The sequence below is a fragment of the Micromonospora sp. CPCC 205561 genome, assembly GCF_036906775.1.
Classification (GTDB): domain Bacteria; phylum Actinomycetota; class Actinomycetes; order Mycobacteriales; family Micromonosporaceae; genus Micromonospora.
This window is the reverse complement of sequence record NZ_JBAKHV010000049.1, coordinates 1-26,592: the sequence shown is the minus strand read 5'-3', so window position 1 is coordinate 26,592 and position 26,592 is coordinate 1. Positions and strand designations below refer to the sequence as shown.

Annotated in this window: 24 protein-coding genes, 3 tRNA genes and 2 pseudogenes; 11 read left to right on the top strand and 18 right to left on the bottom strand. The window is 71.9% G+C overall.

What is annotated here, in order from left to right; all coding sequences use genetic code 11:
- Window positions 1-40 precede the first annotated feature (40 nt).
- Together V6V16_RS22200 and V6V16_RS22195 are read right to left on the bottom strand one after the other, a co-directional pair.
- Window positions 41-529, bottom strand: coding sequence for an FG-GAP repeat domain-containing protein (locus V6V16_RS22200; RefSeq protein WP_334564926.1), 489 nt, complete (start codon window positions 527-529; stop codon window positions 41-43).
- Window positions 522-1,082 carry a hypothetical protein gene (locus tag V6V16_RS22195; protein WP_334564925.1) on the bottom strand — a complete coding sequence of 187 codons (561 nt, stop codon included), beginning with the start codon at window positions 1,080-1,082 and terminating at the stop codon, window positions 522-524. Before V6V16_RS22195 ends, V6V16_RS22200 begins: the two co-directional genes overlap by 8 nt.
- A 1,039-nt stretch (window positions 1,083-2,121) precedes the next feature.
- Here V6V16_RS22195 and V6V16_RS22190 point away from each other — a divergent pair.
- The gene (locus V6V16_RS22190; protein WP_334564923.1) at window positions 2,122-2,742 is read left to right on the top strand and encodes a hypothetical protein; all 621 of its coding nucleotides are present in this window, start codon (window positions 2,122-2,124) and stop codon (window positions 2,740-2,742) included.
- 299 nt (window positions 2,743-3,041) lie between these two features.
- Here V6V16_RS22190 and V6V16_RS22185 read toward each other — a convergent pair whose 3' ends face one another.
- Window positions 3,042-5,537 carry a S8 family peptidase gene (locus V6V16_RS22185; RefSeq protein ID WP_334564922.1) on the bottom strand — a complete coding sequence of 832 codons (2,496 nt, stop codon included), beginning with the start codon at window positions 5,535-5,537 and terminating at the stop codon, window positions 3,042-3,044.
- Window positions 5,538-5,559: 22 nt separating this feature from the next.
- Window positions 5,560-6,528, bottom strand: a complete 969-nt coding sequence (locus V6V16_RS22180; protein ID WP_334564921.1) for an AAA family ATPase — start codon at window positions 6,526-6,528, stop codon at window positions 5,560-5,562.
- A 98-nt stretch (window positions 6,529-6,626) separates the two neighbouring features.
- On the opposite strand from V6V16_RS22180, the gene V6V16_RS27925 reads away from it, so the two are divergent.
- A complete protein-coding gene (locus V6V16_RS27925; RefSeq protein ID WP_442934131.1) occupies window positions 6,627-6,908 on the top strand; it encodes a helix-turn-helix domain-containing protein in 282 nt (93 codons plus the stop codon).
- Window positions 6,909-7,384: 476 nt separating this feature from the next.
- Here the strand turns inward: V6V16_RS27925 and V6V16_RS22175 are convergent.
- The 3 genes from V6V16_RS22175 to V6V16_RS22165 all read right to left on the bottom strand — a co-directional run bounded on the left by V6V16_RS22175 (window position 7,385) and on the right by V6V16_RS22165 (window position 9,051).
- Window positions 7,385-7,457: transfer RNA gene (locus V6V16_RS22175), tRNA-Arg, on the bottom strand.
- A gap of 36 nt (window positions 7,458-7,493) precedes the next feature.
- Window positions 7,494-7,584, bottom strand: a tRNA-Ser gene (locus V6V16_RS22170).
- A gap of 861 nt (window positions 7,585-8,445) precedes the next feature.
- On the bottom strand, window positions 8,446-9,051 hold the full coding sequence (locus V6V16_RS22165; RefSeq protein ID WP_334564920.1) for a hypothetical protein: 606 nt from the start codon (window positions 9,049-9,051) through the stop codon (window positions 8,446-8,448).
- 58 nt (window positions 9,052-9,109) lie between these two features.
- On the opposite strand from V6V16_RS22165, the gene V6V16_RS22160 reads away from it, so the two are divergent.
- Window positions 9,110-9,727: a hypothetical protein gene (locus V6V16_RS22160; RefSeq protein ID WP_334564918.1), complete on the top strand. Its 618-nt coding sequence runs from the start codon at window positions 9,110-9,112 to the stop codon at window positions 9,725-9,727.
- Between the two features lie 64 nt (window positions 9,728-9,791).
- On the opposite strand, the gene V6V16_RS22155 is transcribed toward V6V16_RS22160, so the two are convergent.
- Window positions 9,792-10,562, bottom strand: a complete 771-nt coding sequence (locus tag V6V16_RS22155) for a CPBP family intramembrane glutamic endopeptidase (protein ID WP_334564916.1) — start codon at window positions 10,560-10,562, stop codon at window positions 9,792-9,794.
- A gap of 145 nt (window positions 10,563-10,707) precedes the next feature.
- Between V6V16_RS22155 and V6V16_RS22150 the strand changes: the two genes are divergently transcribed.
- Window positions 10,708-11,826: a globin domain-containing protein gene (locus V6V16_RS22150; protein WP_334564914.1), complete on the top strand. Its 1,119-nt coding sequence runs from the start codon at window positions 10,708-10,710 to the stop codon at window positions 11,824-11,826.
- 194 nt (window positions 11,827-12,020) lie between these two features.
- Here the strand turns inward: V6V16_RS22150 and V6V16_RS22145 are convergent, their stop codons facing one another.
- Window positions 12,021-13,538, bottom strand: a complete 1,518-nt coding sequence (locus tag V6V16_RS22145; RefSeq protein ID WP_334564912.1) for a peptide deformylase — start codon at window positions 13,536-13,538, stop codon at window positions 12,021-12,023.
- A 296-nt stretch (window positions 13,539-13,834) separates the two neighbouring features.
- Here V6V16_RS22145 and V6V16_RS22140 point away from each other — a divergent pair, with 296 nt between their 5' ends.
- Entirely contained in the window at window positions 13,835-14,617 is a 783-nt protein-coding gene (locus V6V16_RS22140; RefSeq protein ID WP_334564962.1) for a ferric iron reductase, read from the top strand.
- Between the two features lie 79 nt (window positions 14,618-14,696).
- On the opposite strand, the gene V6V16_RS22135 is transcribed toward V6V16_RS22140, so the two are convergent.
- The gene (locus tag V6V16_RS22135) at window positions 14,697-16,517 is read right to left on the bottom strand and encodes a hypothetical protein (protein ID WP_334564910.1); all 1,821 of its coding nucleotides are present in this window, start codon (window positions 16,515-16,517) and stop codon (window positions 14,697-14,699) included.
- 213 nt (window positions 16,518-16,730) lie between these two features.
- On the opposite strand from V6V16_RS22135, the gene V6V16_RS22130 reads away from it, so the two are divergent.
- Entirely contained in the window at window positions 16,731-17,441 is a 711-nt protein-coding gene (locus V6V16_RS22130) for a class I SAM-dependent methyltransferase (protein WP_334564908.1), read from the top strand.
- A 170-nt stretch (window positions 17,442-17,611) separates the two neighbouring features.
- Here the strand turns inward: V6V16_RS22130 and V6V16_RS22125 are convergent, their stop codons facing one another.
- The 6 genes and pseudogenes from V6V16_RS22125 to V6V16_RS22100 all read right to left on the bottom strand — a co-directional run bounded on the left by V6V16_RS22125 (window position 17,612) and on the right by V6V16_RS22100 (window position 21,450).
- Window positions 17,612-18,145 carry a YbhB/YbcL family Raf kinase inhibitor-like protein gene (locus V6V16_RS22125; protein WP_334564906.1) on the bottom strand — a complete coding sequence of 178 codons (534 nt, stop codon included), beginning with the start codon at window positions 18,143-18,145 and terminating at the stop codon, window positions 17,612-17,614.
- Window positions 18,146-18,305: 160 nt separating this feature from the next.
- Window positions 18,306-19,889, bottom strand: a complete 1,584-nt coding sequence (locus V6V16_RS22120) for a mucoidy inhibitor MuiA family protein (protein WP_334564905.1) — start codon at window positions 19,887-19,889, stop codon at window positions 18,306-18,308.
- 77 nt (window positions 19,890-19,966) lie between these two features.
- Window positions 19,967-20,632 carry a dihydrofolate reductase family protein gene (locus tag V6V16_RS22115; protein ID WP_334564903.1) on the bottom strand — a complete coding sequence of 222 codons (666 nt, stop codon included), beginning with the start codon at window positions 20,630-20,632 and terminating at the stop codon, window positions 19,967-19,969.
- Window positions 20,632-20,805, bottom strand: a complete 174-nt coding sequence (locus V6V16_RS22110; RefSeq protein WP_334564901.1) for a hypothetical protein — start codon at window positions 20,803-20,805, stop codon at window positions 20,632-20,634. The genes V6V16_RS22115 and V6V16_RS22110 overlap by 1 nt, the downstream gene beginning before the upstream one ends.
- A 3-nt stretch (window positions 20,806-20,808) precedes the next feature.
- Window positions 20,809-20,985, bottom strand: a pseudogene (locus tag V6V16_RS22105) (transcriptional regulator); the annotation flags it as partial.
- Window positions 20,986-21,363: 378 nt separating this feature from the next.
- Window positions 21,364-21,450: transfer RNA gene (locus tag V6V16_RS22100), tRNA-Ser, on the bottom strand.
- A gap of 95 nt (window positions 21,451-21,545) precedes the next feature.
- Here V6V16_RS22100 and V6V16_RS22095 point away from each other — a divergent pair.
- A complete protein-coding gene (locus V6V16_RS22095; RefSeq protein WP_334564899.1) occupies window positions 21,546-22,085 on the top strand; it encodes an AAA family ATPase in 540 nt (179 codons plus the stop codon).
- Between the two features lie 9 nt (window positions 22,086-22,094).
- A complete protein-coding gene (locus V6V16_RS22090; RefSeq protein ID WP_334564897.1) occupies window positions 22,095-23,072 on the top strand; it encodes an NAD(P)H-quinone oxidoreductase in 978 nt (325 codons plus the stop codon).
- Between the two features lie 110 nt (window positions 23,073-23,182).
- Here V6V16_RS22090 and soxR read toward each other — a convergent pair whose 3' ends face one another.
- Window positions 23,183-23,644: a redox-sensitive transcriptional activator SoxR gene (soxR, locus tag V6V16_RS22085; RefSeq protein WP_334564895.1), complete on the bottom strand. Its 462-nt coding sequence runs from the start codon at window positions 23,642-23,644 to the stop codon at window positions 23,183-23,185.
- A 46-nt stretch (window positions 23,645-23,690) separates the two neighbouring features.
- On the opposite strand from soxR, the gene V6V16_RS22080 reads away from it, so the two are divergent.
- Together V6V16_RS22080 and V6V16_RS22075 are read left to right on the top strand one after the other, a co-directional pair.
- Entirely contained in the window at window positions 23,691-24,428 is a 738-nt protein-coding gene (locus V6V16_RS22080) for a transketolase (protein WP_334564893.1), read from the top strand.
- 2 nt (window positions 24,429-24,430) lie between these two features.
- Window positions 24,431-25,333 (top strand): transketolase family protein, encoded by a 903-nt coding sequence (locus tag V6V16_RS22075; protein ID WP_334564961.1) that lies wholly within the window; start codon window positions 24,431-24,433, stop codon window positions 25,331-25,333.
- A 105-nt stretch (window positions 25,334-25,438) separates the two neighbouring features.
- Here the strand turns inward: V6V16_RS22075 and V6V16_RS22070 are convergent, their stop codons facing one another.
- Entirely contained in the window at window positions 25,439-26,146 is a 708-nt protein-coding gene (locus tag V6V16_RS22070) for a glycosyltransferase family 2 protein (RefSeq protein ID WP_334564960.1), read from the bottom strand.
- A 122-nt stretch (window positions 26,147-26,268) separates the two neighbouring features.
- On the opposite strand from V6V16_RS22070, the pseudogene V6V16_RS22065 reads away from it, so the two are divergent.
- Window positions 26,269-26,592: pseudogene (locus tag V6V16_RS22065) on the top strand (hypothetical protein); the annotation flags it as partial.

Here is a 26,592-nt window from a genome sequence, read left to right as displayed (position 1 = left end):
ACGGCGGCCTGACTGGTTCAGCGGGCCGCCGTTCGGCGTTCTATCTACCATCGTTTGCTCGGGTTTCGTTCTTGCGATTGGTCCAGCCCATGTTGCCGTTGCTGAGGTAGTGGTACATGACGCCGGTCGGGTCGATGCCGAGCAGGTCGCCGCGGCCGTCGCCGTTGAGGTCATCGGCGCCGACGATCCGGGGGTACATGTTCCAGCCGGAGCCGACCTGGACGCGGGGGTTGATGCCGCCGGTGCCGGTGGTGGTGTAGAGCCAGAGTCTGCCCTCGGCGTCGACGCCGAGGATGTCGTCGTGGCCGTCGCTGTTCAGGTCACCGGGGGCGAGGATCGACTTGTACATCTTCCCACCCGCGCCGAGGCCCTTGGTCCTGTTGGCACCGAATTGGAGTTGGCCGATGCCGAGGTGGGCCTTCATGCCGCCGCTGCCGTCGCGGACCAGCAGGTCAGGCAGCGCGTCGCCGTCGAAGTCACCGAACGGCACCAGCGCGGAGGTACGCGCCGACCGGTGCAGGTCAGGCACCAGGTGTCCGACCAGCCGGCGTCGTAGAGCCGGCCAGGGGTAACGCCGTCCTGGCGGGTGCCGTACCAGTGGCCCGCGCCGGTCGACTTGACCCCGAGCAGCCCGGCCCGCCGTAGCAGTCGTAACCCCGGAACGGGAACGTACCGCAGGCCACGGGAAAATTGCCGGAGCCGATCGGCACCGGCGCCGTGCCTCCGTCGGCGGTGGCGGTCAGGGTCCACGGGTGAGGGCCGTTGCGTGCTGGCTCGCCCGGAGTGAGATTGCGGTCCCACTGCACGGCGACGGATTCGCGGGCCGGGCCACCGCTGCGTTGGTGCACCACCCTGCCGGTCCAGCCATGGGTGATCGTCAACTGCCAGCCGCTGACCGACCGACTCAGCCAGAGGTATCCGTGCAGGCCATGGCCGGGTGTGCGATGGCTGGCGACGTCGTTGATCGAGGAGGTGCCCAACTGTGGTGGGGTCGCGGGCACCCCGGTGTCGAACACGCGCGCCGCGTTGTTCGCGTCGACGTACGCGACACCCGGCCGGTGCCGGTCGACAGCCCAGGTCACCCGACGGCCGACGCTTCTACCCGTCCCCACACCAGCACGGCCCTCAAGGGTTCCTGCACCACGGATAGCCGACATGGACGCGCTGCCACCGCCAGCAGTCGCGACGGCAGAACTAACGGTCCGTGCACAGCAAACGGGAGCCCTCACATGGGTTCCTCCCATGCGACGGTTGGACCGAAGGCTGCACCAGTCCCCCACGTACTCAGCCGACGACGCAGGAGGACTACCGCACCGAACCCGCAACCCGCAATCGACACCTGGCGATTGCTTCGGAGCTCATCACCGCTGCGGCCCGCCGGACCAGATCCGACATCCCGCACCCATCAGACAGAGCGGGACGCAGGGGACGCTCGTCGGACAAGCAGCCGAACGTCCACACGGGGCAGACGAGCAAGAGCCTGACCCGTGTTCCGCGGGTCAGGCTCTTGCGATGTTGTGCGCCCGAAGGGACTCGAACCCCTAACCTTCTGATCCGTAGTCTGTAGGTGAGGGTTGCCATGACCTGCAGCTATGCAGGTTTGTCCGGATTCGGTATGTAGCAGTGTCGACGGAACGTAACGCTAGGCGGCGCTTCCGTCCCCCACGGTGCCCCCCGGGGGGCACCGTTCCTGCGGTCCAGGTTGGTCGCCCGCATCTTGATCTGCTGGCGGGCTATCCGCCGCTCCGCGCGCCTGACTCACCAGGTCCTCGATCACCACGGCCGGGTGGACGCCGCGGCGGTCGGCCTCCTTGGCCACCCACATGCCGTCGGCGGGGCCGAGCCGCACCGGGAACACGTTCACCGCCGGGCGGGGCTCGTACTCCACCTCCAGGTTGGGCCAAGCGGTCACCGGCTCATTCGCCAACCGCAGCGCATCCTCACGACTCAGTCTCATGATCCCTCCGAGCATTGTCGGGCCCGCTCACGTCATTCTTGTTCAGCCACCTGTCGAAGACCACCAAGACAAGGTTGCCGCCGCCTGTCAGCGTGGCCGTGCCACCGGTTACGCGACAGACGAGGGGCGTTGCTGAGCGCCCTTCGAGGCGGAAGGATGCGCGCATGGCCAGTTCGCACCTTCCCCCAGACTTCTACGACAACATGGTGATCCCTCGCTCCTGTGGACAGGCGCTCGGCGGTGACTCCGATGAGCTCCCACGGCACCCACGGCCAGCTGGGGTGAACCTGGAGATGTCGGAGCTGTACGCGGTTGACTACGGGGTTGAGAGCCCGGAGCCTGGGCCGCTGCGCCCGATGGACATGCGGCCGCTGCTTGATGCTCTCGCGGCCCGCTGGGACGGCTGCGACGCTTGTCTGGCACACCATCTCAACCTGATCGCCGCCGACCCGCCACTCACTACTCACCTCATCGCCGTGGCGCTGTGCTCCCTGAACATTCGAGAGGCGTCCGCCCGGCTACTCCTGCAGGCGCTTGACCCGGATGCCTGCGCGCTCGCGTTAACGATCCGCAATACCGGCCCGGAGGTTGCCGCCCAGTTAGCCGAGTCGATGGGCCCAGAGCGACGCCAGGTTGCAGCATCCATAGCGCTCAACACCATCTTGCCGACTGGCTGGCTTGATTCGCCGGTCTCGAACCTGACGCCCCCGATGACGAGGGGCAGCGACGCTCGTCTCGGCGACGCGGAGATGTTGTCCGACCTGCGTGCGGACGGGTACTTGTAAGTTCGTCCGACGGGCCGCTTCGCCTTGTCGCCGCTCGAATCGGATCTTCCGCCTGCCGCCGTAGTAGCCGTAGCAATCGCCTACGCACCCCCGGGCACGGGCGGGTCGGCGAGTGTGTCGAGGATGACTTGACACAGATGTGCGCCGCCCGGCCACATGGCAACCGACCAGGGCGGCTGAGTCAGATCGCTGCGATCGGTACAAGGCGTCGGGCAGTGCGCCATGTCGTGCGGCAGCAGCACGCGTTCGGATCCCCAGGCGCGTGCTGCTTGAAGGTGATGATGCCCGCCGAGGATCGGCTACGCCTCGCCGATTTCGGCTCCGATTGGGACGGTGAGTTGTACAGCGATCGGTGTATATAGGTCGACGTCCTGCGCGGCTGTACGCAGCGAGACGATGAGGCTGTAGCGCAGGGGTAGGTTTGCTCGATCCGCGCGACTGCTGTTCTTCCACCAGCCGCCCACCGGATGGACGGCGATGAAATTGCATTCGGCGAGTGCCGCGCCATCTCCTTCCCAGATGTCTTGGTGGAGTGAGCCAAGGTTTCGCTGGTTGCCCCCGACAAGCCAGCGTTCTGACCCGCTGGGTGGTCGGGTGCCTGCTTCCTCGTCCTGCGCTTCGCGATTGATGCGCGCGACGAAGGCGTCAACGGGCTCGAGGGGTGCGTTCAGTTCGAACCTCAAGCCGTGTGAGGCGTAGGCGTAGCGCCGGCGCCAGCCCCGTCGGGATGCCGTCGGTTCGATGAAGTAGGACAAGGTAACGCGGAGTTGGACGGTTGCCTCGGCAAGTTCGCGCAGCGTCTCAGTCGGCCACGGCAGCCGGTGCAGGCGAAAGCGTCGGGCAGCGTGGCCTGGGCCGTCGAACGGAACGAACTCATCCTGCGTCACGAGGGTGACAGCATTGGCGTTGGAGGCGAGGACCGAGGTTTCGGTTGGTACGCCCCAGCCGTAGCGGCGCAGCATCGTCTGCCGTGCAGTTTTCGTTGTTGCGCCGTGTACATCGGCTTTCATAGCCGGCGTCCACTCGGCCGCATGGACCAGCAGCCCTCGGATGGTCTCTGGCCAGTAGGACGGGTATTCCGACATGGCCTTCGCCGCGAGTCGGGCCGCCTGCGCGGTGGCGGCACTCGTGGCGTTAGCCGAGGCGAGGGCGAGGTCGTCCCGAGCTGAGGTGGTGCGGACACACAGAAGCGGATGCCTGTCGTGGAAGTCGATGCCGTCGCTGAGGACATTGCCGCCTTCCATACAGATGTCGGGCTTGATCGGCCAAGCCCGGCTGGCGAACGACACCGACGTGCGGCTGTGCGGGGAGAGCTCACCTTCGCCGGCCAGCGCTGTCCAGTTGTCGAACGTCGGGTCCGTCGGAGGCCCGGCCAAGTCCGTGTATGCGCCCACGGTGAGCGCGTTCCAAGCGTGCGCCGGGTCCTCGATCTCCGAGATGTCGCACAGTTCGCGGTGGTCCAGCCCTGGTAGCCGGTCACGTACATTGCCAGCCGAGATCAGGAAAAGGCGGGCGGCGTTGGGATCGGGCTGGCCGAGGAGCGCGATTCCCGTATCGGACTGGCCGATGTCGGTGCCGACGCTCAGCGCGTCGATCGCTGCCGACCACAGCGAAGGCTCGCCCGCTCGCGCCTCAGGTGGCGCGGTGATCGGCATGCAGAAGGCACGCCGCCGGTCCGGCGCTGACGTCTCTGCGGCCGCTGCGGCCTGTGCCGTGATCAGCCCATAGGCCGCTGGATCGTTCGTGGCCGGCTCGTCGGGCAACATCTTGACCGACTCGAGGCGATGCGTCAGCACAACCGGCCCGTTGCCCAGCAGCAGATGATCGAGAGGACCGTAGAGAGCGAGTCCAGCCATCAAGGTGCCGTGGTCACGCCGATCCTCGCCGCTGTCGCCGACCATCGAATGCAGGTCGCTGGCGTCGATCGACTCCGATAGCAGCACGTGGGAGTGGCGCACACCGCTGTCGAGGTGACACACGACCGGCACCCCGCCCGGGGCAACCGTAGTGCGTTCCACCAGGTCCGTAGTCAGCTCGTCCTGGTCATCCCGGGAATAGTCCTCGACCGTATCGATGAATTCAGGGCGCCGGATTTCGGCGACGGGGACAGCGGTGAACGGCAACGCCTGTAGGTCGTCCCAGCGGGCCTCTAGCCAGACTACGGTGCGGTCGACGAGGTCCATACGCCGCTGGGACATCCGGAAGCGGTTAGCTGCGAACGCGCGGAGGAGGTCTACTCCGGTGTCGGTCCGGGTCAGCCAGATCTCCCACCAGGCCAGTCCCGCCGGCGGGTCGCCGGCGGACTGCCAGAGATCACGGAGCACAGCCCGTCGGATCGAGGAGATGTTCGCGACGAGTGCACCGTTTTGCGGCTTCCCACCGCGTGTGTCGAGTTCGAGGAAATCCTCGAAGATCTTCAGGAACGCTCCGCGGTAGGCATCACTGACCCAAATCACGGCGCTTTCGGGCCGATCGCCGTTGGCTGGGTTGACCGCCAACAGCAGCCACTGCGGACGCTTGATCCGATGGTTCGACATGCGCTCGAGCGAGTCCAGCTTCAGTGGGAAAGCCGGATCCGCTGCATCGAGCACCAGGATGATGCCGAGCGCCTTGAGCTCCTCCAGCGTCAGATCATCGGCTACCGCGGCGCGTTCAGTGTCCGCCTGATGCAGGGAGCGTTCGAGATCTCCGCCCAATTTGGTCCCGTGGGCTCGGCGCTCCACGTCACGGATTCGCGGGTTACCCCCGCCCCTGCGGTTGAAGCTGCGGTCCTCGGCGCGATCGGTGATGGTCAAATGCGCCAACGGTCCAGCCGGGCTACTCACTGCCCGCCGCTCGACGTTCCCGCAATGCTTCAGATAGGTCAGCTACCGTGACCTGCTTCTCACCGCGCAGGATGGCCTGCTTCGCGGCAGTTTCGGCGGCCTTGACCAACTCGGCATGGCTCAGTCCCGACACGTGTGCCTGGACCGCCACCCATCGAATGCCCCGCCCCATAGGCCCAAGCCGGGCCTTCATGACCTCCGCTGCCTGCACGCCGTCCGGCAGCTCGTATCTGATCGCAACGTCGAAGCGGCGGAACAGCGCATGGTCAAGGATCGACCGATGGTTCGTGGCGGCCACGACGATGCTTTCGGCGTTGGCCTGCTCGAGGAAGATCAAAAACGAGTTCAGAATCCGGCGGGCCTCTCCGACGTCATTGCCGCTCCGGTGGCCGCCGAGAGCGTCAAACTCGTCGAACAGGTAGACCGCCCGCTGAGACGCTGCGGCGTCGAACACCGCGCGAAGCTTGCTCGCCGTCTCGCCAAGATACTTGCTGAGCAGGCTGTCCAGGCGAATCGTCAACAACGGCAGAGCCAGCTCGTGAGCGATCACCGCTGCGGTCATCGTCTTGCCGGTCCCCGGGGGGCCCTCCAGGAGAAGTCGATGAGCCGGCGCGAAGCCGTGTTCCGAGAGGGCCTGCCGTTGCCGTTGTTCATGAAGCACGCGAGCAATCGCGTCCTTCAACTGCGGCGGACCTACCAAGTCACGGAGAGACACGTTCGGGAACGCCGCTGCAACCAGATCGGCTAGGTCCCCGCGAGGGCGGGCGATAGCCGTGACCTTGCTTGCGACCGGCTGACTCCGAGAAGCTTCGATCACCCGCTTAAGTTCGTTGGCCAATGTTCCGTGGCCCTGGCGGGCCGCCTTCGCTGCGACCTGCAGCGCGACAGCGTAGAACGCGGCGTCATCACCGGCGGCGTGGTTGCGCACGAGTGCCTTGATGTGCTCACCAGACGCCGTCACGGACTCCCCCTTCCACCAACCCTCAACTTACCCAAGCGGCTCGATCATCTGTAGCGATAAAGTTGGACCGGTCAAAATTTACCACTACGCTGTATGGCGTGCCAGCAGGGCGCGCTCGACGCGAAAACAGCCGATTCCGGGATCAAGCCGAGGTACTCGCCACCCGGCTACGAGCGCTGCGCACCGAGAGAGGGCTGACCCAGGAGCAGCTCGCAGGACGTGCCCAAGTCGCTGTCTCAACCCTGAGAAAGATCGAGTCGGGAAGGGTGATCGAACCCGGCTACTTCACAATGCTGTCCCTTGCCAACGCCCTAGGCATAGAGCTCCGTGAACTTGCCTGGCTGCACGACTCGCCTGCAATCGGCCAACTCCCCGAGTAGAGGCCCCAAGGGCCGCATCGAAGAAGAGGACAAAGCGAGGACGAGCACAGGCACCGGACTGCGGATGGCGCAGGTCTCGCGCGGGCGCAGCCCATTCGCCTACACCGGCTCCGCCGGCACACCACCTCTCTCACACCTAGAGGTATCGGCGATGAGCGCATCGGTGAGGAGGGGCACCCCGACGACGAACCCTACGGCGGCCGATTCTTGCCGCCGAGCACCGCTTGTTGATCACCGCGTGCCCACACTTGAGGTTCGCCGTGCGATTTTAGGCGGGTCCGTCTGCCGTAAGAGGTCGAACCTCGGACTTGAACGAGGGGATCACGGCCAACCATCACCAGAGACAAACCCCTGGTGACTCTTCGTAAGCAACCAGCCAGAGTCGGCGACCCACGTGCCCCCCGGGGGGCACGAAAAACGCCCCTCGGTCGATCATTATCGATCGCCGGAGGGGCGTTTCCGCAGGTGAAACCCTGTGCGCCCGAAGGGACTCGAACCCCTAACCTTCTGATCCGTAGTCAGATGCTCTATCCATTGAGCTACGGGCGCTCGGTGCTCGGCCAGTCTACACACCCGGCTTTCGCGCGGAGACTCCGGGATTCGAACCCGGGAGGGGCTTTAAGACCCCAACCGCATTAGCAGTGCGGCGCCATAGACCAGACTAGGCGAAGTCTCCCTGGTGGCCCTGCAGACCACCGCGCCCGAGAATACAGGTCCCCACCCACCGGGAGCAAAGCGACTTCCCCGGTCCACCCCTGCCGTGGCTCCCGAACCGCCCGCGGCGGCGCCGGCCGGTCGACCCGGCCGAGTGCCCCAGGAGGCCGCGACCCGCCGCGAACAGCGCTCCGCCCGGCTGTGCACGGGCGTGATCGGGACTACGCTCCATCGATATGCAGGAGCAGCCGCCGCGTGAGCCGAACCGCCGAGAGCCTGCTGAGCGAGCGCGCCGGCGCTCCCCGGAGGCGACCTTCACCCCGCCGCCTGCGCCGCCCGAGCCGGCCCGGCCGGAAGAGTCCGGTGAGGGCCCCGGGCGGGTGAGGCCGGCGCCCGCTGTGCTCTTCCAACCTCCGGCGGCCGAGGGGCCAGCGCCTCGCCAGCCCGACCGTTCGAACCCACCTTCGACGCGGGTGTGGCCCGCCCGGACGGAGGAGGAGCAGGGGCGGGCCGACCGGGAGCAGGGGCAGGCGCGGGCCGGCCAGGCGGCGGATCCGCCCGGCCGTGACCTCTCCCACACCCCCGTTGCCGGGCCCGGGGACGCTCGGCCGAGCCGGCGCGCCGACACGCCGGCGGCAAGTTCGGCTGCGGGGAGACCGGGCGGCGGCACACCGGACGACGCAGCGGCCGAGCCGGCCCGGGGCGGGGACGAGGGCGTCGACACGACCATCACCGGGGCGCGTGCGTCCGGTCCGGCGGGGGAAGGACTAGCGGGCACTCCGACCGCCGGGCAACAGGCGAGCCGGTCCGCCCCGAGAAAGCGGACCTCCGCGCGGAGGGGTGCCGCCGGCCAGCCGACCCCACCGGGCGACGCGGTACCCGGTCAGCCCGTGCTGGCCCCCGAGCCCTCCGCCACGAAGGCCGAGACCGCGCGGAAGGCCGCCGCGAGGACCGCCGGCGGGGACGCCGCCACGGCGCGGGAGGCCCCCGCGAAGGCCGCCGCCACGAAGGCCGACACCGCGCGCAAGGCCCCCGGCGGGGACGCCGCCACGGCGCGGAAGGCCCCCGCGAAGAGGGCGTCCGCCAGGAAGGCGACCCCGACCCCGGCGGCTGCGGAAGCGACGGCGGAACCAAGCGCGGCGACGGGACGAAGCGCCGCGCCAGGACCGGCGACGGCCCAAGGCAACCCGACCCAGCCGAGCGCCGCGAGCACACGAAGCGCCGGCACCGGGCAGAGCGCCCCGGCCGCGCGAGACGCCGCGATGACTGCCGCACCCGCCCGGAAGGCGACGACCGCGAGGAAGACCACGCCTGCCCGGAAGGCGACGACGTCGAGGAAGGCCGCCCCGGCGGCCATCACCCCGGCCGCCGACGACGGCTCCGCGGCGGTCTCCCCGGCCGCCGAGGTCGGCTCCGCGACCGCCTCGCCGGCCGCCGAGACCGCTTCCCCGGCCGTCGAGGCCGGCTCCGCCGCGGTCGCACCGGTCACCGGCAGCGGCTCCGCCGCAGGCCCTGCGTCGGGGCGTACGGCGGAACCGGATCTCCGGGTGCTCGCCGCGCGGGTGCTCGATCACCCGGCGTTCGCTCCGGAGCTGCTGGCCCTGGCCGCCGTCGAGGCGGTCGGGCCGCGCGCCCGCGAGTGGGCGCGGCGGCTGCGCGACGCCTACCCCGGCGCGGGTGCGGACGGGCTGGCGCGGCTGGCGACCCGGCGGTTCGTCCGGCAGGCGGGGGCCGGTGGGGCGACCGCCGCGCTGGCCGGGGCCTTCGCGCCGGTGGCCGAACTGGCGGTGCTGCTGTGGGCGCAGGCCAACCTGGTGCTGCACCTCGCGGCGGCGTACGGCCTGGACCCGGCCCATCCGGACCGGGCGGTGGAGCTGCTGGTGCTGACCCGCGTGCACCCGGACGCGGAGAGCGCCCGAGCGGCGCTGGCGGCGGCCCGGGCGGCGGACGCGCCCGACGAGGCGGGCTGGCCCCGGGCGGCGGAGGCGGCGTGGCGACTGGCGGCGCCGTTGGCGGCGCAGGCGGGCGGCTGGCTCGCGCTGCGGCTGGCGTCCCGACTGCTGCCGGGCGCCGCGGTGCTGGCGGCGGCGGCTGGCGACGCGGCGGCGGCGGAGCGGCTCGCCGCCCGCGCGATCGCCGCCTACCGGCGGTCGCCGACCGGCTGAGCCTTCGCCACGGGCGGGCACGGGCGGGGCGGGCACCGCCGGCGCGCCGGGTGGGCGACCCGGCTCACAGCCAGTCGAACCACTCCCGCGGCAGCAGGGCGTAGCCGACGAAGGCCACGACGTCGAGCAGCGTGTGGGCGACGATCAGCGGCATGACCCGGCGGGTGCGCAGGTAGAAGAGGCTGAACACGACGCCCATCACCACGTTGCCGAGGAAGGCGCCGAAGCCCTGGTAGAGGTGGTACGAGCCGCGCAGCAGGGCGCTCGTCGCGACGATCGCGCCGACCCGCCAGTGGAGCTGGCGCAGCCGGGTGACCAGGTAGCCGACGACGATCACCTCCTCCAGCACCGAGTTCTGCACGGCGGCGAGGACCAGCACCGGCACCGTCCACCAGAGCTCGGGCAGTGCGGCCGGCACCAGCGTGGCGTTGACGCCGAGCTGGGCCGCCGCCCAGAACAGCGCGAGGCCGGGCAGGCCGATCAGCGCGGCCAGGCCCGCACCCCGGGCCAGGTCCTGGCCGGGCCGCCGGCCGTCCAGGCCCAGCGCCCGCGCCGGATCGCCGGGGTCCCGCGCCAGCAGGTGTACGGCGAGCAGCACCGGCAGCAGCGCGAAGACGATGCCGAGCAGCTGGTACGTCAGGTCCAGCCACGGCCTGGGTGAGGCGGAGGTGTTGAGCGAGGCGGTCTGCTTCGACAGCGGCCCGTCGGCGGTCAGTTTCGCGATGATCGACACCGTGGCGTAGACGGCGGACTGGCCGAGGGAGAGGCCGAGCACCAGCAGCGTCTCGGTGCCGAGCAGCCGGCGGGTCGCCGGGCGTTCCAGCTCAACGGTCACCGCACCACTCTGCCCGACGCCGACGGTCGGCGGGACCGCCCGAACGAGCCTCACGAGCCGGTCGCACATTCTGTGCGACCGGTCGGCACGCTCCGTGGACATTCTATGGGTGCCCGATCCGCCGTCAGGAGAAGGAGCGCGCCCCGTGGACGACTTCGCAAGGCTGCTGAAGGAGAGCTGGACCCTGGTCGAGGAGCACCGGGAGCGGCTGAGCGGTCACTTCTACGCCCGGCTCTTCCTGCTCGACCCGGAGTTGCGCAAGCTCTTCCCGGTGGAGATGAGCGGGCAGGGCGACCGGCTCCTGGAGGCGATCGTCACCGCCGCCCAGACGGTCGGCGACCCGGAGAGCTTCGACGAGTACCTGCGCTCGCTGGGCCGGGACCACCGCAAGTACCACGCCGAGGCGGCGCACTACGAGACCATGGGCGTCGCGCTGCTGGACGCGCTGCGGAGCATCGCCGGCGACGGCTGGAACCTGGAGTACGACCAGGCGTGGCGGGACGCGTACGCCGCGATCTCGGAGAAGATGCTGGCCGGCGCGGCGGCCGACGACGGCCCGCCGTTCTGGCACGCGGAGGTGCTGACGCACGAGCGGTACGGCGCGGACACGGCGGTGCTGACCTGCCGGGCGTTGCAGCACCCGCTGCCGTGGAGGGCCGGCCAGTACGTGAGCGTGGAGGTTCCCCGCCACCTTCCCCGGGTGTGGCGCACCTACTCGGTGGCGAACGCCCCGAACGACGACGGCGTGCTGGAGTTCCACGTCCGTACGCCTCCCGGCGCCGGCTGGGTCTCCGGGGCGCTGGTCCGCCGGGTCAGGCCCGGCGACCTGCTCCGGGTGGCCGCCCCGATGGGGTCGATGACGCTGGACCGCGCCTCGGAGCGGGACATCCTCTGCGTGGCCGGCGGGGTCGGTCTCGCGCCGATCAAGGCGCTGGTGGAGGAGCTGGCCGGCTTCAACCGCACCCGCTGGGTGCACGTCTTCTACGGCGCCCGGGCCGCGGGCGACCTGTACGGCCTGGCCGGGCTCCAGGAGCTGGTGGCCGCGCACCCGTGGCTGTCGGTCACGCCGGCGTGCAGCGACGATCCCGACTTCGACGGCGAGCTGGGCGAGGTGTCGGACGTGGTCAGCCGGTACGGCCCCTGGACGACGCACGACTGCTACGTCTCCGGCTCGGCCCGGATGGTGCGGGCCACCCTGCGCGTCCTCGCCGAGGACGGCGTCCCGCCGGAGAACACCCGCTACGACACCTTCGGCAACCTCTAGAAGCGTTCCTCCCCCCATACCGGGGCGCGTGCCCCTGCCCCCTGGGGCACGCGCCCCGGTCCCCCTACGGGCGGCCCGGCACCGCCCCGCACGACCACGCCCGCCAGCCGTCCTTCCCACCCGCGCGGGCGTGGTCGTGCCGCCGGCCGGCGGCGTGTTCCCGCGCCGCCGGCCGGCACATGTCGGGTCGGCGCTCAGTACCGCCAGGGACGGCCCGTCTCGCGGTACTCCTCGACCGGGACCAGCGGCACGCCCGGGGCCATCCGGTCCACGTAGAGCCGCCCCTCCAGGTGGTCGATCTCGTGGGCGGCGAGCCGGGCCATGCCGAACTCGAACGAGGTGATGATGCGGCTGCCGTCGTACTGGGCGTGCTCCACGTCGAGCCGGAGCGGCCGGGGCACCAGGCCACGGTGGTCGAAGAAGGAGAGGCACCCCTCGTACTGCTCGTCGCTGTCGGGGGAGGCGTCGACCACCCGGGGGTTGAGCAGCACGACCGGCTCGGCCGACCGGTCGGGGGGACGGACCACCGCCGCCGCCCGGTCGAGGCCGAGTTGCGGGGCGGCGATGCCCACCCCCTTGCTGAACGGGTGCAGCTCGTCGAGGCGGGCCAGGGCCGCCGCGAGACGGTCGGCCACCTCCCGGGCCGCCTGCTCCTCGCGGGGCAGGTCGAACGGGCGCGCCGGCTGCCGGAGCAGGTCGGCGCCGCGCTGCACGATGCCGAGGCCGCGCATCCGGTCGCTGGGCCGCACCCGCCCGGCCTCCTCCGGCTCGGCGTCCGGCTGGCTGCGGAAGCGCCACTGCAACCGGTAGCGGGCGTTGAGCGGCGGGTCGTCGGTCGCCCAGTCGAAGACGATCCGGTCGGCCTCCTCGCGCCGCGTCACCGGCGTGCGCAGGGGGCCCTCCTCCGCCGAGAGCGAGGTCTCCGCGCCCCAGACCTGCGGGTCGAGGCTCGCCGGGAGATCCAGGCGTACGGCCATCTGCCGGGTGGGCAGCCGGACGGCCCGCTGGAACCAGGGGCCCCACTTGTCCTGCCCGACGCTGTACGCGTACTCGATGGTGGCCCGGTCGCCGGGGTAGAGCGGAAAGCGCCGGTCGGCGTTCTCGAAGAGCAGCCAGAGCTCCTTGAAGGCGTCCCGGTCGTGCTTGGCCCGCCAGTGCATCGCCTCCCGCTCGCTGCCGTCCTCCCGGTACGCCTCCAGGCGCAGCTCGGCGAAGGTGAGCGGGTGCTCCCTGTGGTGCAGGTTGGAGCGCCCGGGGTCGTTGGGGTAGCGGTCGACGGCCACCCGCACCAGGTAACGGGTGACCGGCTCGGTGCCGGCGTTGTAGAGCTCCCGCCGGATGACGCAGCGGTACGAGTCGCCCTGGTGGGTGAGGGTGGCGAGTTCCCGCTCGACGATCAGGCCGGTGCCGGGCGGCATCCACTGCCCCGGCAGGGGCGGCTCGCGGTGCGCCCGCTCGGCTCGGGCGTGCCGCAGCTCGTCGTACTCCTTGAAGCGCTGCCAGATCGCGCCGCTGGCCTCCAGCACCGCCTCGGCGCGACGCGCGAAGTCCTCGGTGGGCCGGTGCCGGCGGCTCTCGACGTGGCTGACGTACGACGGGTCGAACCCCATCAGGGTGGCGAGCTGTTTCTTGGACAGCCCCCGACCCGTACGGTGCCGGGCCAGCTCGACGGCGAAGGAGTCGGCAGCCCGATCGAGCGGTGACGTCGTCATCAGCTTCCTCGCGGCCGGGAGTATCATTTTCACGTTCGGTGTCGAGGCGAACACGGATATGACACCTAGCCGACATGAGCCTTGACAGATAACGACGAACGTCGATACTGCTCGCGGCGTTTCCCGGGCGGAACACCGGGTAGAACGCCCACACGGGGCGACGTGGCCCGCGCCTCACGATCCGACAGAGGCGAGGCTTCCCTTAGCGCCGAGCCTGTGGTTAGGCTAGCCTTAGCTCAGTAGGGCGGGAGCCCTGCGGTGACGACGGGGCGGGGGTGGGTCGAGTGACAGCGGTCATGCCGAAGCGGGAGATCGCCGCCGCGCCGCTGGCCCCGGTCACCGCCGCGATGCGCGCGATGTTCGGCACCGACGACGTGCCGGGTCTCGCGCGCGGCCTGCTGGTGCACGACGAGCTGGGCTGGAGCCCGGCCACGACCCTGGTCGACGGCACCCTGCTGCCGCGTTTCCTCCACTCGGCCAGCTCGCGCTGGGGCGGCACCCCGCACGCCTGCGCCGCGCTGGCCTGGAAGTCGTACAGCTACTGGGCGGCGCTTCCCGTGGTGCTCGGCTGGGCCTCGGCCCGGCGGGTGCCGCTGCTCGACCCGGCCGACGTGCTGATCCACTTCGAGGACCACCGCCCGCTGCTCACGATGGGCCTGCGTCGCTCCACCGCGGTCGCCGTGCTGCCGAGCGACCCGCTGGCGCTCGCCGGGCCGCCCGAGGTGCGGGTGGTCGCCGACGAGGCCGAGCTGCTCCGGGTGCTCCGCGCCTCGCTGCTCGACGCCCACCTGGCCCCGATGGTCGCCGCGATCCAGGCCGAGGTCCGGATCGGTGCCCGTACCCTGCTCGGGTCCGTCGCGTCTGGCATCGCCCACGGCGTCCTCCGGGCCGCCGACGGCCTGCCCGGGTCGTCGGTCGAGACGATCGAGACGCTGCTCGGCGCGCTCGACCTCGCCGACCTGGTCGAGCTGGTCCCGGGCCCGAACGGCGAGCCGACCGTGCAGCGCCGCACCTGCTGCCTCGCGTTCACCCTCCCCAGGCCCAAAATCTGCCAGGGCTGCTGCGTCCGCCAGGCCTGACGGGTCACTCGCCGCGCCGCTCCGTCGCGGTCGACCGCGACCTCACCACCGCCGGCCGCACCCGGCACACCGTCGGGCCTCAGTCGGTGAGCGGGCGGACGTCCCAGAGCCAGACCCCCGCGGTGTACGTGGGGCGCACGCCGGTCAGCTCGGTCATGCCCCGGCGCAGCGGGTCGGCCTGCCGGTGCGGCCCGAGCACGACCGCGCCCGCCCGCCAGTACCGCAGGTCGCCGACCGCGTCGACCCGCGCCTGCGGGGTGATCGGCGGCACCGCCCCGGTACGCCGGATCTCGGCGAAGAACTCGCTGGTCGGGCGGGGTGGCGCGGAGAAGAGGGCGACCCGGTCCTGGCCGGGACGGGTGTCCGGGCCGAGGAAGTAGCCGCGGGCGATGGGCATCTCCAGCCCGGTCCGCGCCGACCAGCGCAGCGGGTCGGCGTAGTGGGAGTCGGGCAGCGGCAGGGTCACGACGCTCCGCCCGCCCGCAACGTACGGTCGCCAGGCGCCCGAGGTGACGAAGGCGGGCACGGGGTCGAGGCGGGTGGTGGGCAGCGGGGTCGGCAGGATCGGCAGCAGGGCCATGGCCAGTACCGTCACGGCGGCGAAGCGGAGCTGCCGGCGCGCCCCCGGGTGCCGGGCGGCCAGGGCGCGCACGTGCTCGGCCCCGTACGCGAGCAGCACCCCGACGATCGGGGTGATCGCCAGCGCCCAGCGCGTCGGCACCACCGAGTGCAGGACGGGCAGGTTCTCCAGCGCCGCCCACGGGCCGGGGATCCCGGTCCCCCTGCCGTTCAGCTGGACCTCCCGCCCCAGCGAGAGCAGGCCGAAGAGCAGTGCGAGGGCGGCCAGACCGCGCACCACGACGTGCCGGCGCAGCCACCAGACCAGGGCGACGACGAGCACCACCAGCGGCCAGCCGAAGAAGGCGTTCTCCTCCGTCGGGTTCTTCGCCAGCCCCTGCGCGCTGCGCGCGTCACCCGCCAGGGACTCCCGCGAGTACGCCACGAACGACGCGAGGTCCGTCGAGTAGCCCCGGATCAGCCAGGAAAGCCCGTGGTACGCCCCCGGGCCGAAGAACTGGACGTAGAGCGGGTACGCGAGCAGCAGCAGCGCCATCACGGCGGCCGTCCCCAGGCCGGCGAGGAACGGCCGGGCCCGGCGGCGCAGCTCGGGCCGGCCGAGGGTGAGCGCCCCGACCACCACGCCCAGCCCGATGGCGGTCATCAGCAGCACCTCGAGGTTGATGAAGGCCTGCCAGACGATGACCAACGCGAGCAGCGCCCCGTTGCGCAGCCAGCGCCCCGGCTCCGCGAGCCGCAGGGTACGCCAGATGATCAGCGGCACCACGTACTGCGAGACGATGTTGGGGTGCGCGTTGGCGTGCGAGACCATCGCGGGCGCGTACGCGCAGAACGCCGCGCCGAGCCAGGCGGGCCCGCGGGTGCCGACGACCACCCGGGACAGCAGGAAGTACCAGGCGGTGGCCGTGGCGATCATGCCCAGCGTGAGGAAGAGCAGAAACGACGCCCGCGTACCGAGCAGAAGCGTGACCGGCGTCATTGGCAGGGATACGGATAATACGGACGTATTTGCCATGAGATTGACGCTCTCCGGCACGTTCATCCGGTCCGAGGTGAATGGATCAACAAAATCGGTCAGCACCCGCGCGCCGTGCGCCATCATCCACTCGAACTGGGACTGGTCCGTGCGGTTGTCCCGCACGCCGTGCGAGGGACGCAGCCAGAGCCGCGCGGTCACCCAGAAGCCGAGCGCGACGAAACTCGCCACCGCGGCCGCGTCCGCCCACCGCCCGCCCGGGGACCGTACGCCCCGGTCGTGCCCGCTTTCCGACGCCCCCGGTCCGGGCGTGCCGGTGGGGAGGCCCGGTTCGGGAGTAGTCATAACGATTCGTAGAGTAGTCAGGCTCTGGTGCCGCCGTGACATGTTTCGGGGTACTGCCGTACCATGTGCCGGGTTCGCCGCCCGCCGATCACGTGCCCACCCCCGACCGCATTTCGGCCACCTTCGGTGCCCCGATTCTTCTGCCCCCAGCGCGGATGATTCACTCTGTCGGTCCAGGCGCGGGTCGAGTTTCATATCGTGAGGAATCGACGCATGGCAGAAATCACTGGGGATCAGCGCGTGCAGTCCGAGGTCCTGGAGGGCCTCGCGACGGCGGTGAACCACCGTCGCTGGTTCGTCGAGCTGGCCCTGCCGTACCTCGGTGACAACCCGATCGAGATCGGCAGCGGGCTCGGCGACTACGCCCTGGAGTGGGCCGAGCGGCTGCCCCGGTTCACCGCCACCGAGGCGGACCCGGACCGGCTCGTCCTGCTCAAGGAGCGGCTGGCCGACCAGCCCCACATCGAGGTCCGGCAGATGCTGCTGCCGCACTCCGAGCGGGGTGACTACAGCGCCGCCGTGTCGTACAACGTGCTGGAGCACATCGAGGACCACGTGGGCGCGCTGCGCAGCATGCGCGAGCTGGTCCGCCCCGGTGGCAACATCATCATCATCGTGCCGGCGTTCCAGTTCGCGATGAGCCCGGCGGACATCGCCACCGGGCACGTGCGCCGCTACACGAAGAAGACCCTGGGCGCCGCGATGACCGACGCCGGCCTGACGGTGCAGAAGATCCACTATGCGAACGCGCTCGGCCTGATCGGCTACTTCATGGCGACCAAGGTCTTCCGGCTGATGCCGAAGGAGGGCCCGATGGTCAAGGTCTACGACACCCTCGTCCTGCCCGCCACCAAGGCGGCGGAACAGCGCGTCCTCCCCCCGTTCGGCCAGTCCGTCTTCGCCGTGGCCCGCGTCCCCGCCTGACCCCCGCCCCGCCCGCTCCCGCCCGCTCCCGCCCTCCCTTTCGCGCGATCTTGCACTTTCGGCCGTCCGGCTGGGGCCTTTGCCCCTTGTGCCGGGGCAGTAGGTGCAAGATCGCGAGGGAGAGCGGGAGAGCGGGAGAGCGGGGCGGGAGGGGGAGAGCGGGGCGGGGGTTACTGCTTGAGTTGGTAGGTGGGGCGGATGACGGCTCGGGCCAGGGTGTGGAAGGCCAGGTTGAAGCCGACGTAGGCCGGGGTGGCGTCGGGGGTGACGTCGAGGCTCTCGACGTCGAGGGCGTGCACCGCGAACACGTAGCGGTGCGGACGGTCGCCGGCCGGCGGCGCGGCCCCGCCGTACCCCTGCTCGCCGTAGTCGTTGCGGACCGTGAAGGCGCCGCCGAGGTCGTCCCCGGCCGCGCCGCGCGGCAGCCGCGTCACGTCGGCCGGCAGGTTGACCAGGACCCAGTGCCAGAACCCGCTGCCGGTGGGCGCGTCCGGGTCGAAGCAGGTCACCACGAAGCCCCTCGTCTCGGCGGGAAAGCCGGACCAGGCGAGCTGCGGCGAGATGTTCTCGCCCCCGACGCTGCCGTGCGCGTACGCGGCGTCCATCGGCTCGCCGTTCTGCACGTCGTCACTGGTGAGGGTGAACGACGCGACGGTCGGCAGCAGCTCGTACGGGTCCGGGGCGATCGGTCGGTCCAGGGTCATCGGGACGGTCCTTCCGGTGTGCGGTTCTTTCTCCGCCCCTTCATACCCCGCCGAGGCCCGGGATCGAACCGGAAGCGCCCGCCGTCCCGTCGGGCCGTGTCGCCGCGCGCGACGAGGGCGGGACGCCTGCGCGGCCGGTCCCGGCGGCGGGTCCTCGGGGTCACTCCCGCCAGCCGGCCAGCTCGATTCCCTTGGCGAGTTCGACCCGGAAGCCCATGCTGATCTCGCCGCTCTCCCCCGGCCCGAGCCGCAGCCGCCAGGTCAGCTCGCCCAGTTCGGTCCGCTCGGCCGGCGGCGGGACGAGGGTGGGCTCCCGTACGACCACCCCCTCGTCGCGGGACACCGGCAGCTGGTCGCGTACCTCCACCGCCGCCGGCCGGGGCGTGTGGTTCGCCACGCTGATCCGGTACTCCACGTCCCGGCGGCGGGTCGAGCCGAGCGTGGCCCTGGTGTCGGCGCGCCGGCTGAGTTTCCGCTCCACCCGGATCCGGTCGTCGACCCCGAGCGCCAGTTCGGTCTCCTCGCCGGGCGCCCAGGTCGGCAGCCGGGTGGCCGCGACGAAGTCGGCACCGTGGAAGACCGCCCCGGGGCCGGGAAGCAGCGTGTGCTCCGAGGTGTTGCGGACCGTCGCGCGCAGGTGGGCCTCGGCCGCGCGGACCGGCACGGTCACGTGGTCCAGCCGGGCCGGCAACTCCAGTACGGCGATGGTGGCCCGGTGGGCGCTGCCGTCCGCCGGCACCGCCACCGGGCGGGCCGGCCGGTAGGTGGCGGCGGTGACCCCCTGCTCGACTGCGGCCACGCTCTCCCGCACCTTGGGGCTCCGCGCACCGGAGCGGGACGCCCCTGCCGGCGCCGCGCCGGGCGCCGGTGGCGGCGGCAACGCGCCGAAGCTCGCGGCCGACGCGGCCATCGGTGCCGGCATCGGCCGGACCCGGTCGAGATACCAGGGCGACAGTTCGGCTACGCGGGTCGCCGCCGCCGGGCGGGCGGTCGAGAGCTGGAGTTCGCACTCCGGCCAGTCCTCGCCGGTCTCCTGGCTGACCAGCCCGAACCAGGTGACGGTCATCGTGTCGTCGACCAGCCGCAGGTCGTAGGAGGGCTGCCAGCGGGCCCCGTCGACCAGGTAGCTCAGCTCCAGGTCCAGCTCGGCCTCGTCGGCGTCCACCGACACGGTCACCTCGGCGGCCAGCCTGTCCGGTTCCCGCTTGCCGCTCGCGGCGTCCAGCTCCCGCTCGACGGCGGCCAGCTCCTCGGTCAGGTCGGTACGCCGCCGGGCCAACCCGCGCCGGCGACGGTGCGACTCGGCCAGCTGACCGGCCACCGAGTCGACGAAGGCGGCCACGTCGGTGGGGCCGGCGTCACCGGAGGCCAGCGCCCGGGCGTACGTGCCGCCGGCCCGCTCGGCCAGCCGGGCGAGGAACTGCCCCCGCTGCCCCTCGACCTCGTCGGCGTCGTCCACCTCGGCCAGCTCGTCGGCCAGCTCCCGGCTCCTCCGCTCCAGCTCGCGGACCTGCCCGTCGGCGCTGCGGGCCTGCCGCCACGTCGTGACGTCCACGCCGAGCACGGTGGCCGCGCCCCGGCCGCCGACCCGTAGCGAGTCGCGTCGCAGGCCCATCGGCAGCGGCGCGACGCGTACCCGGTGCTCGCCGGCGGCCAGCCGGGTACCACCGCGACGGGTGACCCGGGCCCGGTCCGGATAGACGGTGACACCGACGACAGGTGCTTCGATCTCCACTGGGTCCACGGCGGCGAGGGTAGTCGGAGCGCGCTCGTGAGGCGATCCGCGGCGGAGTGTCGGAGGGGTCGCACGCCGTTGCGCGGCTACCGTGGGCGCACGTCGTAGATCAGGTGCGTCGCCCGCGACGAGAACTCCGAGCGGACCGGCTCCAGCGCGACCCTGGACGCGTCCACGCCGTCGAACAGGCGGATGCCGGCGCCGAAGAGCACGGGCGAGAGCGTGATCGAGAACTCGTCGACCAGGCCGGCGTTCACGTACTCCACGATCGTCGCGCCGCCGCCCGCGATGCGGACGTCGCGGTCGCCCGCGGCCTCGCGGGCCTGGTCGAGCGCGGACTCGATGCCGTCGTTGACGAAGTGGAAGGTGGTCCCGCCCGGCCGCTCCCACGGGTCACGCCTGGTGTGCGTCACGACGAAGACCGCGGTACGGAAGGGCGCCTCCTCCGGCCACGTCTGCTCCCCGAGGTCGAACATGCGCATGCCCATGACGCTCGCGCCGGTGCGCTCGAACGTCTCCCGCGCGAAGTCGTTGTCGCGCCCCTCCTCGCCGCCCTCGCCCAGGTTCAGGTTCTCCCGGAAGAACCGCAGCGGGAAGATCCACTGCTGGAGTTCCATCCACTGCGCCATCCAGCGCCGCACGTCCGGGTCGTCCTGCTTCTCGGGCGCGAAGTAGTTGTCGACGGGCACGGGCTCGGGCGCGATGAAGCCGTCCAGCGACATCGACATGCTGAAGAACACCTTTCCGGCCATCAGCTCTCCACCCCCTTCCGAACGGTCCCGGTGACGTAGGCCGCCAGGCTGATCGGGGCCCGCTGGCCGCCCTCGAACGCCAGCTCCCGCAGAGCGTCGATCACCCGGAAGACCACGATCTCCCGGTCGGCCGTCGCCGGCTCCGCCCGCGTCTTCTGCCCTACCCCCGCCATCGGTCATTCCTCCTGCCGTGTCTGCTTGAGGTCCTGCGCGTAGGTGTCCAGCCGGTCGGAACTCTCGTTCCAGGACCGCTCGAACCCGCCGACCCGCTCGTGGAGCGGCCGCGGTCCGCGAGCGTCCGGGCCGGGCAGGGCGCCGCTCGCCCATCCCGCGGAACCCACACCAACCGACCTGTACCCGGACAGGTTCAATGCAGGTAACGAGCGGAAGCCCTTCCAGGCAGCGCGGTGGGACGACCGCGGTGCGAAGTCGCGTGTTGCCGCAGTCGGCCCGCCCGCCGACTGCCGGCACGGGGCTGCTCGCGGCAGAGAGCGCCTTGATCCGCACCCTCGCCGCCGTCACGATGCGGTGAGAGGCCGCCGAAAAGGCCGTTCCGAGACACGTTCGCCACCGCGACGCGGCCGAGGAACTGGTTGTGGCACCACGCGGGGGAACGGCGTGCCGCCGAAGCAGCTCGGTCGGGGAGCGCTGCCGTCACGCCGACGGCCCCGTGTCGCTCACGCCCCGGATCGGCATCGGGCTGTTCAGGAGGCTTATCGCTGCCCGGAGGGCGGAGGGTGTGGGATTCGAACCCACGAAGACATCGCTGCCTTACCGGTTTTCAAGACCAGCGCCATCGGCCACTAGGCGAACCCTCCCGGGTCGCGACCCGCGAGGGGGCGACCCTGCCTAGTCTGCCACGACGGAGCGCCGGGCGAGCGGGCACGGCCCCCTCGCTGGAAGGATAGGGGGCGTGTGGGAGCAGCCTTCGGTCGTGCTGGTCAGCGGCATCATGGCCGCCGGCAAGTCCACTGTGGCCGAAGGGCTGGCCCGGCGGCTGACCCGCGCGGTGCACCTGCGGGGCGACGTCTTCCGGCGGATGGTGGTCAGCGGCCGGGCGGAGATGACCGCCGAGCCGTCGGAGGAGGCCTGGCGGCAGCTGCGGCTGCGCTACGACCTCGCCGCGTCGGCCGCGGACCGGTACGCCGCAGCCGGCTTCACCGTCGTGCTCCAGGACGTGATCCTCGGCGCGGAGCTGCCGGCGATGGTCGACCGGATCCGGCACCGGCCGCTGGCGGTCGTGGTGCTCGCGCCGAGCCCGGAGGTCGTCGCGGCCCGCGAGGAGGCGCGGGAGAAGAAAGGATACGGAGACTGGCCGGTCGCCGCGCTGGACGCGGAGTTCCGGGCGGAGACGCCCCGGATCGGGCTCTGGCTGGACAGCTCCGCGCTGACACCGGCGCAGACGGTGGACGAGATCCTGGCACGGGCGTGGGTCGAGGGCCGGGTGGGGTAGACACGGAACATGCGCGCTATGACGATTCCGGAGCCCGGCGGACCCGACGCACTGGTCTGGGCCGAGGTGCCCGATCCCGAGCCGGGCCCGGGCGAGGTGGTCGTCGACGTGCGGGCGAGCGCGGTGAACCGGGCGGACCTGCTGCAACGGCAGGGGCACTACCCGCCGCCGCCGGGCGCGCCCGCGTACCCCGGGCTGGAGTGCTCCGGGGTGATCAGCGCGATCGGTCCCGACGTGGCCGGCTGGGAGGTGGGCCGGGAGGTCTGCGCCCTGCTGGCCGGCGGCGGGTACGCGGAGCGGGTGACGGTGCCGGCCGGGCAGTTGCTGCCGGTGCCGGCGGGCGTCGACCTGGTCGACGCGGCGGCGCTGCCCGAGGCGGCCTGCACCGTCTGGTCGAACGTGGTGCGGGTGGCCGGCCTCGACGCGGGCGAGACCCTGCTGCTGCACGGGGGCGGCAGCGGGATCGGCACGTTCGCGATCCAGCTCGGGGTGGCGCTCGGCGCCAAGGTGGTGGCCACCGCCCGGGCCGCCAAGCACGAGCGGCTGCGCGAGCTGGGCGCGGCGCACACGATCGACTACCGCGAGCAGGACTTCGTCGAGGAGGTTCGGCGGGTCACCGACGGCCGGGGCGCGGACGTCATCCTGGACATCATGGGCGCCGCCTACCTGTCCCGGAACGTGGCGGCGCTGGCCGCCGACGGCCGGCTGGTGGTGATCGGCATGCAGGGCGGCCGGAGGGGCGAGCTGGACCTCGGGGCGCTGCTGGCCAAGCGGGGCACGCTCGCGGCCACCGCGCTGCGGTCCCGCCCGCTGGGTCAGAAGGCGGAGATCGTCCGTGGCGTCCGCGACCAGGTGTGGCCGCTGGTCGAGTCGGGGGCGGTCCGACCGGTCGTGGACCGGCGGCTGCCGCTCACCGAGGCGGCGCGGGCGCACCGGCTGGTCGAGTCGAGCGACCACCTCGGCAAGGTGCTGCTCACCACCGGCTAGGCGCAGCGGGCCGCGCCCCGACCGCGACCCGGGCCACGGCCGGGCGAGCGGGCCACGGCCGGGCGAGCGGGCCACGGCCGGGCGAGCGGGCCACGGCCGGGTGGGACGACTCAGGCGGGGTCGGCTCCTCGGCCGTTCGGGGGAAGCACCAGTCGGGCGCCGGGACCCTCGCCGGCGAGCGAGTCGCCGGGGTTGTAGAGGGTGCAGCGTTGCAGGGACAGGCAGCCGCAGCCGATGCACCCGTCGAGGTCGTCGCGGAGCTTCGTCATCAGCCGGATCTTCTCGTTCAACCGCTCCCGCCAGGTCAGGGAGAGCCGCGCCCAGTCCTCGGTGGTGGGGGTACGCGCCGACGGCAGCGAGTCGAGCGCCTCCCGGATCTCCTCCAGCGAGATCCCGACCTGCTGGGATATCCGGACGAACGCCACCCGGCGCAGCTCGGTGCGGGCGTACCGGCGCTGGTTGCCGCCCGTCCGTTCCGCCCGGATCAGGCCGAGCCGCTCGTAGTAGCGCAGCGCCGAGGGGGCCACGCCGCTGCGCGTGGCGAGCTGGCCGATGGTCAGAGACTCGTGCATCACGTCGCCTTGAGTTGAAGTGGGCTTCAACTTGCAGGCTAGCGGCATGACCACGACGACCGCCAGTACGGCCCTGGCCACCGCGACACCGGCCGACCCGACCGTCCCGCCGCTGCCGGAGCCCGTAGCGCCGCTGTACGAGCGGATCCGCGCGGGCCGGGAGTTCGGCGCGAACGTGCACTCCACCGTCGACGTGCTCTGGGTGCTCTACGACCGGATCCTGCGGATCGCCCCGGAGACCGTCGACGACCCCGGGCGGGACCGGTTCCTGCTCTCCAAGGGGCACGCCGTCGCCGGCTACTACGCCGTGCTCGCCGCGAAGGGCTTCGTCCCCGTCGACTGGCTGGACGACCAGGGCGGGCCCGGGAGCCGGCTCGGCGACCACCCGGACCGGACGCTGGTGCCCGGGGTCGAGATCGGCTCCGGTTCGCTCGGCCACGGGCTCGGGCTCGGCGTGGGCACCGCGCTCGGGCTGCGCGCCCAGGGTCTGCTGACGCCCCGGGTGCACGTGCTGCTCGGCGACGCCGAACTGGACGAGGGCTCCAACCACGAGGCGATCGCGTACGCGGGGGCGACCGGGTTGGGCAGCCTCACCGCGATCGTGGTCGACAACGGCTCGGCCTCCCACGGCTGGCCGGGCGGCATCGCGGCCCGGTTCACCGTGAACGGCTGGACGGCCGCCACCGTCGACGGGCGCGACCACGACGCCCTGCACACCGCCCTGACCGGGCATGACAACCACCGGCCGCACCTCGTCGTCGCGGTCGTCGAGCAGGGAGGATGACCATGCGGGACCGCTTCGTCGACACCACCACCGCGCTGCTGGCGGAGGATCCGCGCACGGCGCTGGTGCTGGCCGACATCTCCGCCGCCTCTTTCGTCCCGGCCGCGCACCTGCACCCGGACCGGGTGATCAACGTCGGGATCCGGGAGCAACTGCTGGTGGGGGTGGCCGGCGGGCTCGCCCTGACCGGGCTCCGGCCGATCGCGCACAGCTACGCCCCCTTCCTGATCGAGCGGGCGTACGAGCAGCTCAAGCTCGACCTGGACCACCAGGGCGTGGGCGCGGTGCTGGTCAGCATCGGCGCGTCGTACGACCGGGCGGAGTCGGGGCGTACCCATCTCTCGCCGGCCGACGTCTCGCTGGTCGACACCCTGCACGGCTGGACGGTGCACGTCCCCGGGCACCCAGAGGAGGTGCCGGCGCTGCTGCGCGGCGCGGTGGCCGGCGACGGCTCGACGTACCTGCGACTGTCCACGCTGCACAACGCCCGGCCGTACGACGGCGACGGCGCGCTGCGGGTGGTCCGGGACGCGGGGCCGGGGGCGCCGCTGCTGGTCGCGGTGGGCCCGGTGCTGGACGCGGCGCTGGCGGCGGTGGCCGACCTGGGGGTGACGGTGGCGTACACCCACCGGCCCCGGCCCTTCGACACCGCGGGGCTGCGGACGCTGGCCGGCGGCGAGGTGATCCTGGTGGAGCCCTACCTGGCCGGGACGTCGGCCCGGGTGGTGTCGGCGGCGCTGGCGGACCGACCGCACCGGCTGCTGGCGCTGGGCGTCGGGCGCGAGGAGCTGCGCCGCTACGGCTCCGCCGAGGACCACACCCGCTGGCACGGGCTGGACGCGGCCGGGCTGCGCCGCTCGGTCGACGGGTTCCTGGACCGGGTGCCGGTGCCGGCCGGCGGCTGAGGCACGCCCGACGGGCACGCGGCGGGACGCCTCGACTTGGCCTGGACGTACCGGAACTCTCCGGCGGCGGGCGCGAGGGGAGCCGCGGAGGGGCGGCGCGGAAGGTCAGCGGGTCGGGGCGCCCAGGGGGCGGCGGCGGGCGCGCTCGCGGCCGAGGATCCAGAGCGCCTCGACGCCGTCCTTCCAGGTGATCTTCTTGCCCTCCTCGCGGCCCCGGGCGCGGTAGCTGATCGGGACCTCGTAGGGGCGGATGCGCTGGCGCAGCAGCTTGCCCGTCACCTCGGCCTCCATGCCGAAGCCGCGCGAGCGGACGTCCAGCGAGCGGTAGAGCGCTACCGGCATCAGCTTGAAGCAGGTCTCCAGGTCGCCGATGTAGGAGTTGAACAGCACGTTCGCGGCCATCGTGACGCCCTTGTTGCCCATCACGTACCAGAAGCTGTAGGCGCTGTGGCTGCCGAAGGTGCGGTTGCCGTAGACGACCGTGGCCCGCCCGTCGAGCACCGGGTTGAGCAGCTTCGGGATGTCCTGCGGGTCGTACTCCAGGTCGGCGTCGAGGATGACCATGTAGTCGCCCTCCGCGTTGTCGACCGCCGTCTTGATGGCCGCGCCCTTGCCGGCGTTGCGCTGGTGGGTGATGACCCGCAGGCGCGCGTCGTCCGCCCGGCCGAGGACCTCGGCGGTGCCGTCCCGGCTGCCGTCGTCGACCACGACCAGCTCGATCTCGCACGGGTAGTCGACTGCCAATGCCTGCTTGAGGGCATCCGCGATGCGTTCTTCCTCGTTGTAGACCGGCATGAGGATCGAGAGCTTCACGGGAATCTCCACGGTGGCGACGATATGTCGGCCCTAGCCTAGCCTGGCAGGTCAGCGGCGCGGTGCTCAGCACCGCGGGCGTCCCGCGCGGCGGCCCCAGGTTCATGGTGTTTACTTCCGCCATGTCGGCAGTCGGCTACCCGCTCGCCCTGGCGCCGGTCGCCGCGATCGGCCTGCTCACCGTCGCCCTCCGGCCGATCGACGCGCAGACCGTGGCCGGGCGGCGCCTCGCGCTGGTCCGGGCGGCCCTCGTGACGGGCGCGTTCGCCGTGCTGACGGTGGAGCTGCTGGGCGCGCTGCGGCTGCTCACCCTTCCGGCCTTCGCCGTGGCCTGGCTGCTCCTTCTCGCCGCCGCGGCCGTCCTCGCCGGCCGGCGTCGCCGGCGCGACGCCGCGCGGCGTGCCGTCGAGGTCGCCGCGCCGCCGCGGCCCGCCCTGGTCGGCGCG